This window comes from Pseudomonas sp. USTB-Z (genome assembly GCF_019691255.1).
GTDB lineage: Bacteria > Pseudomonadota > Gammaproteobacteria > Pseudomonadales > Pseudomonadaceae > Aquipseudomonas > Aquipseudomonas alloputida.
Genome location: NZ_JAECZP010000038.1, coordinates 1 through 14,049, shown reverse-complemented (window position 1 = coordinate 14,049; position 14,049 = coordinate 1). Strand labels below are relative to the sequence as shown.

9 protein-coding genes and 1 rRNA gene are annotated in these 14,049 nt (G+C 59.5%); 6 read left to right on the top strand and 4 right to left on the bottom strand.

Annotation, left to right across the window (positions count from 1 at the left end):
• Positions 1 to 1,257, bottom strand: a 1,257-nt coding sequence (locus tag I8746_RS26440; protein WP_221101190.1) for a retention module-containing protein, incomplete at its 3' end; no start/stop codon positions are given.
• A 999-nt stretch (positions 1,258 to 2,256) separates the two neighbouring features.
• Here I8746_RS26440 and I8746_RS26435 point away from each other — a divergent pair.
• Complete coding sequence (locus tag I8746_RS26435; RefSeq protein WP_003256004.1) at positions 2,257 to 4,413, top strand: type I secretion system permease/ATPase; 2,157 nt, start codon at positions 2,257 to 2,259, stop codon at positions 4,411 to 4,413.
• Positions 4,414 to 4,420: 7 nt separating this feature from the next.
• On the top strand, positions 4,421 to 5,779 hold the full coding sequence (locus tag I8746_RS26430; protein WP_014859068.1) for an HlyD family type I secretion periplasmic adaptor subunit: 1,359 nt from the start codon (positions 4,421 to 4,423) through the stop codon (positions 5,777 to 5,779).
• Positions 5,780 to 5,934: 155 nt separating this feature from the next.
• Here I8746_RS26430 and lapD read toward each other — a convergent pair whose 3' ends face one another.
• Together lapD and lapG are read right to left on the bottom strand one after the other, a co-directional pair.
• Entirely contained in the window at positions 5,935 to 7,881 is a 1,947-nt protein-coding gene (gene lapD / locus I8746_RS26425) for a cyclic di-GMP receptor LapD (RefSeq protein ID WP_003256007.1), read from the bottom strand.
• A gap of 10 nt (positions 7,882 to 7,891) precedes the next feature.
• The gene (lapG, locus tag I8746_RS26420) at positions 7,892 to 8,653 is read right to left on the bottom strand and encodes a cysteine protease LapG (RefSeq protein WP_221101189.1); all 762 of its coding nucleotides are present in this window, start codon (positions 8,651 to 8,653) and stop codon (positions 7,892 to 7,894) included.
• A 203-nt stretch (positions 8,654 to 8,856) separates the two neighbouring features.
• On the opposite strand from lapG, the gene I8746_RS26415 reads away from it, so the two are divergent.
• The 4 genes from I8746_RS26415 (at position 8,857) to I8746_RS26400 (ending at position 13,697) form a co-directional block, all read left to right on the top strand.
• A complete protein-coding gene (locus tag I8746_RS26415) occupies positions 8,857 to 9,546 on the top strand; it encodes a GntR family transcriptional regulator (RefSeq protein ID WP_221101188.1) in 690 nt (229 codons plus the stop codon).
• A 106-nt stretch (positions 9,547 to 9,652) separates the two neighbouring features.
• Entirely contained in the window at positions 9,653 to 10,156 is a 504-nt protein-coding gene (locus I8746_RS26410) for a sigma-70 family RNA polymerase sigma factor (RefSeq protein ID WP_003256011.1), read from the top strand.
• A 4-nt stretch (positions 10,157 to 10,160) separates the two neighbouring features.
• Positions 10,161 to 11,117 carry a FecR family protein gene (locus tag I8746_RS26405; protein ID WP_221101187.1) on the top strand — a complete coding sequence of 319 codons (957 nt, stop codon included), beginning with the start codon at positions 10,161 to 10,163 and terminating at the stop codon, positions 11,115 to 11,117.
• A 165-nt stretch (positions 11,118 to 11,282) separates the two neighbouring features.
• Positions 11,283 to 13,697, top strand: coding sequence for a TonB-dependent siderophore receptor (locus tag I8746_RS26400; RefSeq protein ID WP_088513795.1), 2,415 nt, complete (start codon positions 11,283 to 11,285; stop codon positions 13,695 to 13,697).
• Positions 13,698 to 13,763: 66 nt separating this feature from the next.
• On the opposite strand, the gene rrf is transcribed toward I8746_RS26400, so the two are convergent.
• A 5S ribosomal RNA gene (gene rrf, locus I8746_RS26395) occupies positions 13,764 to 13,879 on the bottom strand.
• Positions 13,880 to 14,049: the final 170 nt, after the last annotated feature.

Genomic DNA, 14,049 nt, shown 5'->3' with positions numbered 1-14,049 from the left:
GGTCTGGCCGTTGGACAGGGTCACGGTCACCGGCGTCTGGGCAGGGTTGCTCAGGGTCACGGTGTAGGTGATCACGCCGCCTTCGGTGACCGACGGGCTCGCCGTCAGGGTTGCAGTGGTGGTATCGACCGAGTCGTTGATCGTGGTCTGAGCTGGCGTCGGGTTCGGGGTCAGCTGTTCGAAGTTGCCGCCCGTGGCGTTCTCGATGGTGACGCTGACGGTCGAACCGTTGTTGTAGACGTCATTGGCCGGGGTCTGGAAATCGACGCTGCCCTGGGTTTTGCCAGCCTCAACGGTGATGGTCTGGCCGTTGGACAGGGTCACGGTCACCGGCGTCTGGGCAGGGTTGCTCAGGGTCACGGTGTAGGTGATCACGCCGCCTTCGGTGACCGACGGGCTCGCCGTCAGGGTTGCAGTGGTGGTGTCGATTGTATCGGTCACTTGGGTAACCGCTGGCGTTTGCGGCAATGCCACCGTCAGCCCACCACCACCGGTACTACCTGTCACGGTGGCCGAAATCTGGCCCCCGTCGATGTAGGGTGTGTCGTTTGCCGGAACTGCGACGTTGACGCTACCACTTGTCTGCCCAGCCGGAATGACGATCACGGCACCGTTGGACAGCGTAATTACCAGGTTGGTGGTCGGCGCCTGACCAACGGTGGCGGTATAAACGATTACGCCACCCGCTTCACTGATAGAAGGGGTTGCGCCAAGCGTCAGCTCAGTAGCAACGTTGGTATCCGTAGGTGTGGTCACCAGGTTGTTGCCGTTAGTGTCCAGCAGGCCCACTTCTTCGTTATCGAGTACGCCCGCAAAGCCCAGCCCGTCAGTCGGGAAACCAACCGTCGGGTCAACACGGCCAGCCGTTTCTTCGAGCATCACGAAGCTGTGGCCACCGCCCAGCGCACCACCACCCGCTGATGACGGGCCAGCGGCGGTAGCTTCAAGCTCAGTAGTCGGGTCAACACCAGCAGCAATAGCCTGCTGCAGCTCTTCCACCGAAGGCGCGGCCTGGGCTGCCGCCTGGCTCAGGTCGGTGCTGCTGTCAGGCGCATCGGCGCTCCATTGGCTGTCACGGCCCAGATCGAGCGTACGGCCATCAGCCAGCTCCAGAGTAACTGCGCCACCAGGACCGGTGAGCACTTCCTCACCGGTCAACAGGCGGTCACCTTCGATAAGTACACGCCGGATGCCCTCTGGGGATACCGCAATAACCTGGCCGACAATGCTTTTGACGATGGCTACAACGCTGCTCATTGGACTCTCCGTGTGACCCGATGGGTACTTCCCTGCCAGAGCGGCGCTTGCTAGCCACTTCAGGCGGAACTATGTCGATGATCTCTTGACGATTTTTGACGTCAATATTCCGTCTATAACTTTTTGGAATTGCCTAACTGCCAAACTATTGACCTTATACATGCCATCCTAAACAATCGGCAATGTAATGTCACATTGATATTTGTACCTTAGCCAAGCGTTTCCTTAGGACAAATGTCTTACATCATCTAAAGGGTGTTAAGCCGTCAGCTCCAGCACTTTTTCATACACCTCAACACCCGTAAATCATGCGGCGAGACTGTCCTCCTTCGGCAATGTCAGCATTACTGGCGTCAATATCCAGATCACTGTCAAATGCCCGGACACTGATTGCCGAATAAGCACAAACCTTGCCGGAATGCGGCCAGGCAGAGGTCGATAACCAGCCTGACCCGGGAGCGCTTGCTCGCTCGAGGCACACCAGGCTTTCAACGCTGCGCAAGCCACAAGCAGCGATTTGTCGCAAATCAAAGACATGGCGTACGAGTGCGCAAATACTGGCCTCCCTATCATGGGAAATCGCTTGCGAATATTGAATGCAAGAAAGCAAAGGATCTGCTTTCTATAGATGAATTTTGACTAACAAGCCACGGATATGCGCCAACAAACCAGCGCCTGTTTACTGACAATGACTAAGCTGGAACCCACAGCCCCTTGCTTCCCTTGACTGAGTGGCAGGCTATGCTGCAACAAGCCGGATGATGGCTGGATCAAAAATGAAACAATCATTGCCCCGCTAAGTCTGGTGAAAATGAAGCACGTAGAATTGTTTACTCAACACCGATTCAAGGCGAACATTGGCCGGCTGCTCAAGCACCGGGGCGTGATAACCCTTATCAGCACAGCTTCGCCGTACCATATAGAGAGCCAGGGTGAGCCGACCCGACCTTAACGACGGCACACCCACCCCACCCACCACAAGGATGAAGAGAGCGCCGCGTGGAATCCGAAGTCAGTCGAGTCCAACTCAGCCACGATCCACGCAGTCAGCATGACGATCCCCTGCTGGATAGTCTGCTGAGCCTGTGTGTCCTGCACCAGAAGCCCGCCAGCCGGGTCATGCTGACAACAGGCCTACCGCTACCCGCCCAGCGCCTGAGCCCTGAACTGCTGCCCCGCGCTGCAGCCCGGGCAGGCCTGCAGGGGCGCCTGCTTCAGCGAAAGCTGGAGCAGATCCCAAGTATCGCCATGCCGGCCATGCTGCTGCTCAAGGAGGGCCGCAGCGCCGTCCTGCTCGGCTGGGAGAACGATGACACCGCGCGCCTGCTACTCAGCGAGAGCGACGGTGGCGAGGTGCACGTCAGCCGCGAAGCACTGCTAAGCGACTACAGCGGCCGCGTGTTCTTCGCGCAGCCGCAGCACAAGTTCGATGTCAACCACGGCAACCTCATCCCCCGCGCGAAGTCGTGGTTCCGCGACACCCTGCTGCGCAGCAAGTGGTTGTATATCGACGCTATCGCCGCCAGCCTGGTGATCAACCTGATCGCCTTGGCCGCGCCGCTGTTCGTGATGAACGTGTATGACCGGGTGGTGCCAAACCAGGCCACCTCGACGCTCTGGGTACTGGCCATCGGTATCGCCGGCGCGTACATCTTCGACCTGATCCTCAAAGGCCTTCGCGGCCTGTGCCTGGACCTGGCAGGCAAGAAGACCGACCTGATCATCTCGGCAACGCTGTTTGAACGTATCGTCGGCATGTCGATGAAGTACCGGCCGGCGCGGGTCGGCAGCTTTGCCCAGAACATTCACGAGTTCCAAGGCCTGCGCGACTTCCTCGCCTCGCTGACCCTGACCAGCCTGATCGACCTGCCCTTTACCATCCTGATTTTGATCGTCATCGCCATCATTGGCGGGCACCTGGTGTGGATACCGATCATCGCTTTCCCGCTGGCTCTGGGCATCGGCTACGCCCTGCAGCGGCCACTGATGGCGACCATGGAGCGGACCATGGCTTTGGCATCAGAGCGCCAGTCCAGCCTGATCGAAACCCTGGCGGGTCTGGATGCGGTAAAGGTCAACAACGCCGAAAGCGAACGCCAGTATATGTGGGAGCAAACCCTCGGCACCCTGAGCCGGCTGGAACTGCGCGTGAAAGTGCTGTCGAGCCTGGCGATGAACATCACCCTGCTGATCCAGCAACTGGCAGGCGTGGCAATGATCTGCGTCGGCGTGTACCTGATCATCGACGGCAACCTGAGCATGGGCGGCCTGGTGGCTTGCTACATGCTCAGCGGCCGCGCCCTCGGCCCGTTGGGCCAACTCAACGGCCTGCTCGCCCGCTACCAGCAAGCCAAGGTGACCATGGTCTCCACCGACCACATGATGGATCTACCCCAAGAGCGCAACTTCGAAGAGCGCCCGCTGAGCCGCAAGGTGCTGCAGGGCAGCGTCGAGTTCCGCGGTGTCGACTTCACTTATCCGAACCAGCAGAACCTGGCCCTGAAGAATATCAACCTGACCATCCGCCCTGGCGAGAAGGTCGGCATCATCGGTCGCAGCGGCTCGGGCAAGAGCTCGCTGGCCAAGCTCATTGTCGGCCTGTACGAGGCCGATGGTGGCTCGCTGCTGGTCGATGGCGTCGACATTCGCCAGATCGATGTCAGCGAACTGCGCCACAACATCGGCTACGTCCCACAGGACATCCAGCTGCTGGCCGGCACCTTGCGTGACAACCTGGTCAGCGGCGCCCGCTACATCGAGGACGAATTGATCCTGCAGGCCGCTGAACTGGCGGGCGTACATGAATTCGCCCGGCTGCACCCCGACGGCTACGAGCTGCAAGTGGGTGAACGCGGGCAGAACCTGTCCGGCGGCCAGCGGCAGAACGTCGCCTTGGGCCGTGCGCTGCTTCTCAACCCGCAGATCCTGCTGCTGGACGAGCCGACCAGCGCCATGGACAACACCGGTGAAGAACGCCTCAAGCAGCGCCTGCAGGCGGTGGTGGAGGGCAAGACGGTACTGCTGGTCACGCACCGTGCCTCGTTGCTGTCACTGGTAGACCGGCTGATCGTGATCGATCGCGGGCAGATTGTCGCCGACGGCCCGAAAGCCGCGGTCATGGATGCACTGAAGAAGGGGCAGATCAGTGTTGCATAAGCTGGATATGGGGCAGTTCAAGGACGGCCTGCGGCGCTATTTCAAAGGCAGCGACTCGCTTGGCGGCCAGCCGCTGCCCGAGGTAAACAAAGCCCTGATCGAAGATGCACCGCGGGTGGTGCGGCTGACCATCTGGGGCGTGATCCTGTTCTTCGTGTTCTTGATTGTATGGGCCAGCGTTGCGCCCATCGACGAAGTTACGCGGGGTGAAGGCAAGGCCATTCCCTCTTCCAAGGTACAGAAGATCCAGAACCTGGAGGGCGGCATCGTCGCCGAAATCTTCGCCAAGGAGGGGCAGATCGTCGAAGTGGGCCAGCCATTGCTGCGCCTGGATGAAACCCGCTTCGCCTCCAACGTTGGTGAAACCGAGGCTGACCGCCTGGCCATGGCCCTGCGGGTCGAACGTTTGAGTGCCGAGGTACAGGACAGCCCGCTGATAATCGACGAAAAGCTGCGTAAAGCCGCGCCAAACCAGGCGGCCAGTGAGGAGTCGCTGTACCAGAGCCGGCGCCAGCAACTGCAGGACGAAATTGGCGGCCTGCAACAGCAGTTGGTCCAACGCCAGCAGGAACTGCGCGAATACAGCTCCAAGCGCACCCAGTACGCCAACAGCCTTGAGCTGCTGCGCAAGGAAATCAGTATGTCCGAACCGCTGGTGGCAACCGGCGCGATTTCCCAGGTTGAAGTGCTGCGCCTGCGCCGTGCTGAAGTGGAAAACCGCGGTCAGCTGGACTCCACTGCGCTTGCGATCCCGCGCGCAGAGGCGGCCATCCGCGAGGTGCAAAGCAAGATCGAAGAGACGCGTGGCAAGTTCCGAAGTGAAGCGCTGACCCAGCTGAACGAGGCACGCACCGAACTGAACAAGGCTACCGCCACCAGCAAGGCGCTGGACGACCGGGTGCACCGCACACTTGTCACTTCGCCAGTACGCGGTATCGTCAAGCAACTGCTGGTGAACACCATTGGCGGGGTAATCCAGCCAGGCAGCGATATCATCGAAGTCGTGCCACTGGACGACACGCTGGTCATCGAGGCAAAGATCCTGCCCAAAGACATCGCCTTCCTGCACCCTGGCCAGGAAGCGACGGTCAAGTTCACCGCGTATGACTACACCATCTACGGTGGGCTCAAGGCCAAGCTGGAGCAGATTGGCGCCGACACCATTACCGATGAAGACAAGAAGACTACGTATTACCTGATCAAGCTGCGCACCGATCGCAGTCACCTAGGGACCGACGAGAAGCCACTGCTGATCATTCCGGGGATGGTGGCGACGGTGGATATCATGACAGGCAAGAAAACCATCATGAGCTACCTGCTCAAGCCGATCATGAAGGCGCGATCGGAAGCGCTGCGCGAGCGGTGATAGCCGACCTGCTGGTTTCGCCATTGCTGTAGGAGCGGCCTCGTGTCGCGACAGGGCTGTACAAGCAGCCCTGCACATCGCTACGTGAACCTGGGGCCGCTATGCGGCCCTTTTGCGGCTCTAGGCTGTTCCTACAGCGGCGCGAGAGAGGCCATTCAGCGCCAAGGCGCAGGCTCACCCACCAGTTGCCCCTGAATCCCGCCTACTCCCATCTCCAGCAACACCAACCGCTCCCCTTCCGTCTCGACTCGCTCAGCAATCAGCGGCAGGTCGATGCTATGCGCCGCACGCTGGATCGCTTCGATGAACAGCCGCTTGTGCTGCTCATGATCGATGTTGCGGATGTAACTGCCGTCAATCTTCAGGTACGCCAGGCCCAAGTGCGCCAGGTTGCCAATCATGCTGAAGCGCCCACCGAAGCGTTGCAAAGCCAACCCGAAACCTAGCCCATGCAGGCGCCGGGTGAGTTGCTCCAATGCTGCCTGCTCAGGCAACTGCTCCTCGCCAATTTCAAAAACCAGCCGCGGGCCGAGCGCCGCATTCTGGCCCAGCAGCTCGAAAATGCGTTGAAGGGCCTTGGGGTCGGCCAGGGTGGCTGCGGACAGGTTCAACGCCAGCACCTGGTCATGCCCTCGCAGGTGCGCCAACACTTTCTCCAGCACCAGCACATCCAGCCGCGGCATCCAGCCGAAGCGCTCCAACCAAGGCAGGAAGCGGCCCGCCGGCAAGGCCTCGCCCTGGCCATCGCGCAAACGCGAAATAACTTTGTGGTGCAGTACCCGTTGCGAGGAAGCGCACTCCATCACTGGCTGGAAGAACAACTCGAAATGCCCATTGATAAACGCCTGGTCGAGCCGTTCGTGCCAGGCATGCTGGCTATCTGCGGCAACCGCAGCAACACCTTGCTCAAGGCATACCCAGCCCGGCGTTGGCTGGTTCTCAGCGCGGGCCAGAGCCTCGTCGGCGAGCTTCAGCAATGCCTGGGGTGAATCACCAGGGCTGAATGGTGCCAGGCCTATACAAGCCACCGGGTCGATATCACTTGCCCCCGTTTCGTGCAGGCTCTGCAACGTTGCCTCCAGGGCCTGGGCAAGGTGTACGGCCTCCTCATGCACCATGCCCGGTGCCAGCACTGCAAATTCACCGCCGCGGCTGCGGGAAATGAGGTCGTTGGTTTCCGGGTAGCTGGCACAAGTACGACGCAGCTGTTCACCTACCGCTTGCAGCAACTGGTCGGTACGCTGGCCGCCAAGGCGTGCGTTCAGGCCAGCCAGGCCCTGAACCCGCAGCAACAGCAGGTAGCCGGCGCGCGCGTCTTCCAGGTTGCTTACCCGATTGTTCAGCTGCATTTCAAAATAGCGGCGGTTCGACAGCCCGGTCAGGCTGTCCTGGTAGGACTCCGCACGCAGCCGCTCACTGCGCTCGGCCTGCTCGGTGAACAGGGCTTTGAGTTTCTCGACCATCTGGTTCATCGCTTGCACTACGCGGCGTAGCTCCGGCGTGCGTGGCAACTCTGGCAGGCTGAGAAATTCGCGGCGAGCAATAGCGTGGGATTGCTCGACCATGTAGTCCAGCGGCCTCAACTGGCGACGCAACAGCAAAGCACCGAGCACGGCACTGGCCGCACCGCACAACAGCAACCAACCCAGGCTGCCCAAGGCACTTTGCCAAAGCTTGGCAATGGCGAACATCGGGTGGCTGATCACTTCAACGCGCGCGGCCTGCTGCCAGCCACGACTGACGATTGCATCGCCGCCGGCGGCCTCAAGGCCGATCAGGCGCACGAACCAAAGCGGCACACCGCCAGGGTCTGGCTCGGCATGACGCTCCACCAGCACGGCATTGGAACCCAGGTCGACGACCTTGATGCTTGCATAGTAACCACTGTCGAAAATCGAGCTGACCATCAGCTCGACCATCGCTGGGTCGTCGATATTCGGCGTCAGCGAAAGCGCCAGCGCGGTGGCCGCATCCTGGGCGTGCGAGCGCAGCTGGTTGACGTATTGGCTGCGCGAGCTTTCCAGGCTGACCATGAAACTGCCACTGAAGGCGACCACCAGGAACAGGCAAATGGCCAACAGCAATTGTTTGAACAGTGACATCTGTGCTCCTTCAGTAAACCGGCTCGGCCGGGAACCCTTCGGCCTGCATTTTCTTCAACAAATCCTGCCAGCGTGACAGCCGCTTGGTATCACCAACCTTCTTGTTCCCTGCGGCGCCCGTCAGCCACAACCCCTCGCCATTGAAGGCGTACACCGGCAGCAGGTCGGTACGCTGGCTTGCCGGCTTGATGGCATCCATCAGACTGTCCAGCACCAAAGGCTGGGCCTGTGGGCTTGAATAATAGGTCAGGACCATGTGTGCCCGGCTCTGCCGCAGCGCCTTGACGTAGGTGATGCGCAGTTTTTCGCTGGGGATTCCCATGCGCCGTAGACTGAAATATTTGGCGATGGCGTAATCCTCGCAGTCCCCTGCACCTTTGATCAGTGCCTGCACAGGTGTGGCCCAGTAGTCGACCTCATGCCACAGATCGATATCCTCGACATAACGCAATTGCTGGTTGAAGAAGCGGTTGACCACTTGCAACCGTTCAAGCTCGGTACCCTGCTTCTGCGTGGCCATCAGGCTCTGCCAGGCATCGATGCGCCCCTGCCCGGCACCTAGTGGGCCGTACAGAGCCTGCGACTTGCGGCTGATCTGGGAGAAATCCCAATCCGCGTGCAAGCCGCCCAGCAGAAGACTGCCCAGCAGCGCGGCAAAGCCGACATATCGCACTACGGTTTTGAGCAACCAGGATATCGCCACTGCGAAGCCCTGTTCAGACCAGTCGAAAGCAGCGATGGTGGGGCTTGCCACCGCAAAAGACAATGGCACCCTGCAATCACGCACCCGGCTGTCAGCCCGCCTATACTTTCTGCTTACATCTTTCTATAGGCAGCTTCCTTTGACGTGCGACTTCCTCCACCATAGCCGCGCTTTTGGGGCGCCCGTACCAGTGTGGGTGCAGGTTTGACACCCTCACAAGCTGTTACTAGTGTCATTGGATCCAATATAGTCATCATTGAGGCAGGCGTCGCGTGGCCAAGAAAATCAGATTGAGCAATGTGCTGGCCAGCGAGCAGTTGTTGCCGCATCAGGCCCGTGCCGTGATCGAAGAACGCCTGCGCAGCGCCATTCTCGATGGGCGCTTGCCCCCTGGTACTGCGGTTCGCCAACAAGAGCTCGCCACCTTGTACGGCGTTAGCCGCATGCCCGTGCGCGAAGCCCTGCGCCAGCTCGAAGCGCAGTCCCTGCTGAAGGTGGAGATGCATAAGGGCGCCGTCGTTGCACCGCTGATCGGCGAGGATGCAGTGGACACCTATGCCCTTCGCGTATTGCTCGAGAGCGAGGCGCTGCGCCAGTCTATCCCGCTGCTTGATGCCAGCGACATCGCCAGCGCCCGCGGGTATATCCAGCAACTGGAGAACGAGACCAGCCACACCGAAATTGGCCGCCTCAACCGCCTGCTCCACATGGCGCTGTACAGCAAGGCGCCGAACAAGAAACTACTGCGCCTTATCGAGAACGAACTGAACGAGGAAGAACGCTTCCTGCGTTTCCATCTTTCGTCCATGGGCCTGGGCAAGCTCACTCAGGACGATCACAACGCACTGGTAGATGCAGCCAGCGACAAGCTGGTGGACGAAGCGGTAGCGGTGCTGGAACGGCACCTCAATGGCGGGGCGCGGGTGATCCGCAATTACCTGGATACGCAATTGGGGCGTTAGCCCATTACCGGCTTTACGCGGTAATTGATGGGTTGCAAATTAATCTTGCTCCGCCAACAATGAGACTAATTATCATTAACGTCCATTGATGCCGGCGCCCTCCTCCATGCCCAGCAACGATTCCGTGCAAACGCTCTACAGTGACCACCACGGCTGGTTGCATACCTGGCTGCGTAGCAAGCTCGGCAACGCAGCCGATGCGGCTGACCTCGCCCAAGATACCTTCGTCCGCTTGCTACAGCGTCGTGAACAATTGCAGCTGAATGCTCCCAGGGCCTTCCTGCGCACGGTAGCGCGTGGGTTGGTGATCGATCATTGGCGCCGCGAGGAACTGCACAGGGCCTACCTGGAGGCTTTGGCCCATGTGCCGGAAGCACTGGCCCCCTCAGTCGAGACCCGCGAGCTGCTGCTGGAATTGCTTGAGCGTATTGCACGCATGCTCGACGGCCTCAAACCCAAGGTCCGTCGCGCATTCCTGCTGGCTCAATGCGAGGGGCTGAAGCATCAGGCCATCGCCGAACAGATGGGGATCTCCGTGCGCACCGTTGAGCGCTATATCGCCGATGCGCTCTATCACTGCTACGTGCTGCGCTATGAAGACGACTGCTGAATCCATGACCGTCGCACGCCCTGATACAAAAACGGTCAGGCAGGCCATTCAGTGGATGCTGCGGCTGCGTGAAAGCGGGCACGATCCAGCTCTGCAACAACAGTGCGCGCATTGGCGCAGCAGCCACCACGAAAACGAACAGGCCTGGCAGCGTGTGGTTCACCTTCATCAGGACCTTGACCTGCGCGCTATTCCCGGTGCCGGGCTGGCATTGCAGACACTGGAAACCAGCCAGCAGCGCCTGCGCCGCCGACAGGCGCTGAAGCTGCTTGGCGGCGTTGTCATGGCAGGATCTGCGAGCTGGCTGGCCAAAGACCTCGATACTGTGAGTGCCTCGACGTCAGACTATGCCACCGGCACGGGCGAGCGACGCGTCTTCACCCTGCCCGATGGCTCGCTGATGCAACTCAATACCTGCAGTGCCGTGGACCTGGCCTTCCATGATCAACAGCGTCTGGTCCGCCTGAAGCTTGGGGAATTGATGATCAACTGCAACCCCCGGCATCCCCTGCTGGTACAAACCCGCGACGCGCTGCTGGAAGGCTTCGAAGGACGCTTTGTGGCCTATCAGGATAGCGACTGCACACGTGTCAGCGTCAGCCACGGCAAAGTGGCGATACACCGGCCTGGTACTGGCCAACTTCAGTGGATCGAAGGTGGCCAGAACTGGCGCCTGGATGCTCAAGGTGCGCACCGGCTCGCGCACATGGAGATGGATGCGATGGCCTGGACTGAAGGGTTGATCGTCACTCAGGACATGCGCCTCTCCAACTTCCTCGCGCAGGTCAGCCGCTATCGCCATGGTTACCTGGGCTGCAGCAATGAGATTGCCGACCTGCGCCTGTCGGGGGTGTTCCGCCTCGAAGACCCGGAACAACTGCTTCGGCTGCTACCGCAGACGTTGCCCGTACGACTTCGTCGACGTACACGCTGGTGGGTGCATGTAGAGAGCATGACCTGATAAGGCGTTATCGATTTCTGGCGGGTTTTGAATCCAGGTCCGGCTAGGACAGTAAGCAACACTTTCTGCCCTCGACACTTTAACGGACCCTTCATGCCTACCAACCCGGTGTTAACCCACACTTTCATCCCGAATGATATTCGTCCAGTCCTGCAATCAGCTCACTTGCGCCACGCCATCCGGGCTGTTCTGTTTGGTACCGCCCTGGGCCTGGCAACTGCTCCGCAACTTTCCGTAGCGGCCGACACAGCCGAAGTGAGCCATGACTATGCAATACCGGCTGGCCAACTGACCGATGTGCTCAACAAGATCGCTCGTCAGGCCGGCATCACCCTATCGAGCACGCCTCAGCTGACCGATGGCCTGCATTCCAACGGACTGCAGGGGAAGTTCACTACCGATCAAGCGCTGCGCCAGTTGCTAAATGGCAGCGGACTGGAAGCCGTCAGCCAGGGGGGACGTAACTATGTGCTGCAGGCACAGCGTCAGAGCGCCGCCTTGGCATTGCCAGACACCGACATCCGTAGTTTCTCCCTCGGCAACGCACTGGGCAGCATGGAGGGTTACAACGCCACGCACAGCCAGGTGGCGACCAAGACCAGCATGCCCTTGGTGGAGACATCCCAATCGGTCTCGGTAGTCACTCGCCAACAAATGGACGATCAGGGCTCTCAGACCGTTGCCCAGGCCATGCGCTACACGCCTGGAGTACTGACCAACCCGTACGGTGCCACTCATCGCTATGACTATGTAGCCATGCGCGGCTTCAACGACGGTTCGGTGGACAACATCTACGTCGATGGGCTCAAGTCAATGGGCGACAACGGCACCTACAGCACGATGCAGGTAGACCCATACTTTCTTGAGCGCATCGACATTCTCAAGGGACCGTCTTCGGTACTGTACGGGCGAAGCTCGCCGGGTGGCCTGGTAGCCCTGACCACCAAGAAGCCACTCTTTGCCCCTTACCATCAGGTTCAGGCCACGGTAGGTACTCAGGGCCAGCGTGGCGTGGGCTTCGACTTCAGTGGTCCTGTGGATGACGACAAACGCATTGCGTATCGCCTGACGGGTTTGGCGGATGCTTCCGACACTCAGTTCGACCACAACAAGGAAGAACGTTACGCCATCGCCCCTGCTATCAGTGTCGACTTCACCGAAGACACCTCACTCACGCTGCAGGCCTATTTGCAGCACGACCCTGACGGTGGGTACCACGGCGGTAACCCTGCTGATGGCATGCTGCACAAGCGCAACGGTTTGCGCCTGTCAGACCATTTCTTCGAAGGCGAGCCGAGCATCGACAACTACGAGCGCACGCAGCAATCCTTCAGCTACCAGTTTGAGCATCGCTTCAATGATGTGTTCACAGCGCGGCAGAACTTCCGTTATCAGGATTCCGACGTGTCGATGGACCAGGTGTACTCCGCCGGCTGGGCAGATGTTGACAGCAACATGTTAAATCGCGCCTATACCGGCGGCGACGAGCGTCTGCATTCGTACATCATTGATAACATGCTGCAGGCAGAATTCTTTACCGGGGCGGCCAAACACACCTTGCTACTGGGGGCTGACTACCAGCGGCGCAAAGCCGACGTGGCATGGCGTTATGGCACCGTCGGCCCACTGGATGCCGGCAATCCACAGTACGGCAATGGCAATCTTCAGGTACTGGGCGAGAACCGCTACCAGCGACGCTTGCAACAAACGGGTGTGTACCTGCAGGATCTGGTGGAGCTGGACCAGTGGCGCTTTTCCTTGGGACTGCGCCAGGACTGGGTGAAGGTGTCCGAAGAGAACCGTGACAGCGACAGCAAGGTCAGTGATCAACGCTCCAGGTTCACCTCCCGGGCAGGGGTGCTCTACCTTTTCGAGAACGGCATTGCGCCCTACATCAGCTACTCGGAGTCGTTCAACCCGAACACCGTGTCCGACCAGCAGGGCCGGCCGCTGGCACCTACGGAGGGCACTCAGTGGGAAGCCGGCATCAAATATCAGCCACCAGGGAGCGACAACCTGTTCACCGCATCGGTGTTCCGCATCGAGCAGGAGAATTTGGCGTCTAAACAGCCTGACGAAGACTTCTATCGCCCTGTCGGTGAAGTCCGCTCGCAAGGGCTAGAGCTTGAGGCCCATGTACAGCTGACCGATAGCCTCAAACTGCTGAGTGGCTATACCTTCACCGATATCGAGTATTCGAAGTCAATGCCGAGCCTTGTCTCGGGCAACTTGGACAACAAGGGTAATTCGCCGACTCAGGCGCCGAAACAGATGCTTTCGCTGTGGGCCGACTATAACTTCCGCCAGGGGGCACTGGATGGCCTGCGGCTGGGCGGTGGGGTGCGATATGTGGGGTACAGCTGGGTGGATGCGGAAAACAGCATGACAGTGCCTTCCTACACCCTGTTCGACGCCTCTATCGGCTATGACTTGGGCAAGGTCGGCCTGGCGGGTGTGGATGTTCGCTTGAACGCCAACAACCTTACCAATGAAAACTACATCACCTCATGTGCCAGCCTGAACTACTGCTACATGGGTGAAGAGCGCAATGTGAGCGCCACAGTCAGCTATCAGTTCTAACCGATATTGAAACCCGAAAAAGACAAAGCCCCTGTCTGCATCGCAGACAGGGGCTTTGAGTTTGAATCTTGACGATGACCTACTCTCACATGGGGAAACCCCACACTACCATCGGCGATGCATCGTTTCACTGCTGAGTTCGGGATGGGATCAGGTGGTTCCAATGCTCTATGGTCGTCAAGAAATTCTGTGTGCTGGCCCGTCAGTAGGACGTGCCTGCGAATCTCTATAGTTCCTACTTAAAGACAAAACCCCTACCTGCATGCGCAGATAGGGGTTTTGCGAAATGAATCTTGACGATGACCTACTCTCACATGGGGAAACCCCACACTACCATCGGCGATGCATCGTT

Bases quoted from the DNA above. Each gene is read 5' to 3' on its own strand.
- I8746_RS26430 (WP_014859068.1), top strand. From the start codon at position 4,421: ATGGGGCAGTTCAAGGACGGCCTGCGGCGCTATTTCAAAGGCAGCGAC.
- lapD (WP_003256007.1), bottom strand. From the start codon at position 7,881: ATGTCACTGTTCAAACAATTGCTGTTGGCCATTTGCCTGTTCCTGGTG.
- I8746_RS26410 (WP_003256011.1), top strand. From the start codon at position 9,653: ATGCCCAGCAACGATTCCGTGCAAACGCTCTACAGTGACCACCACGGC.
- I8746_RS26405 (WP_221101187.1), top strand. From the start codon at position 10,161: ATGACCGTCGCACGCCCTGATACAAAAACGGTCAGGCAGGCCATTCAG.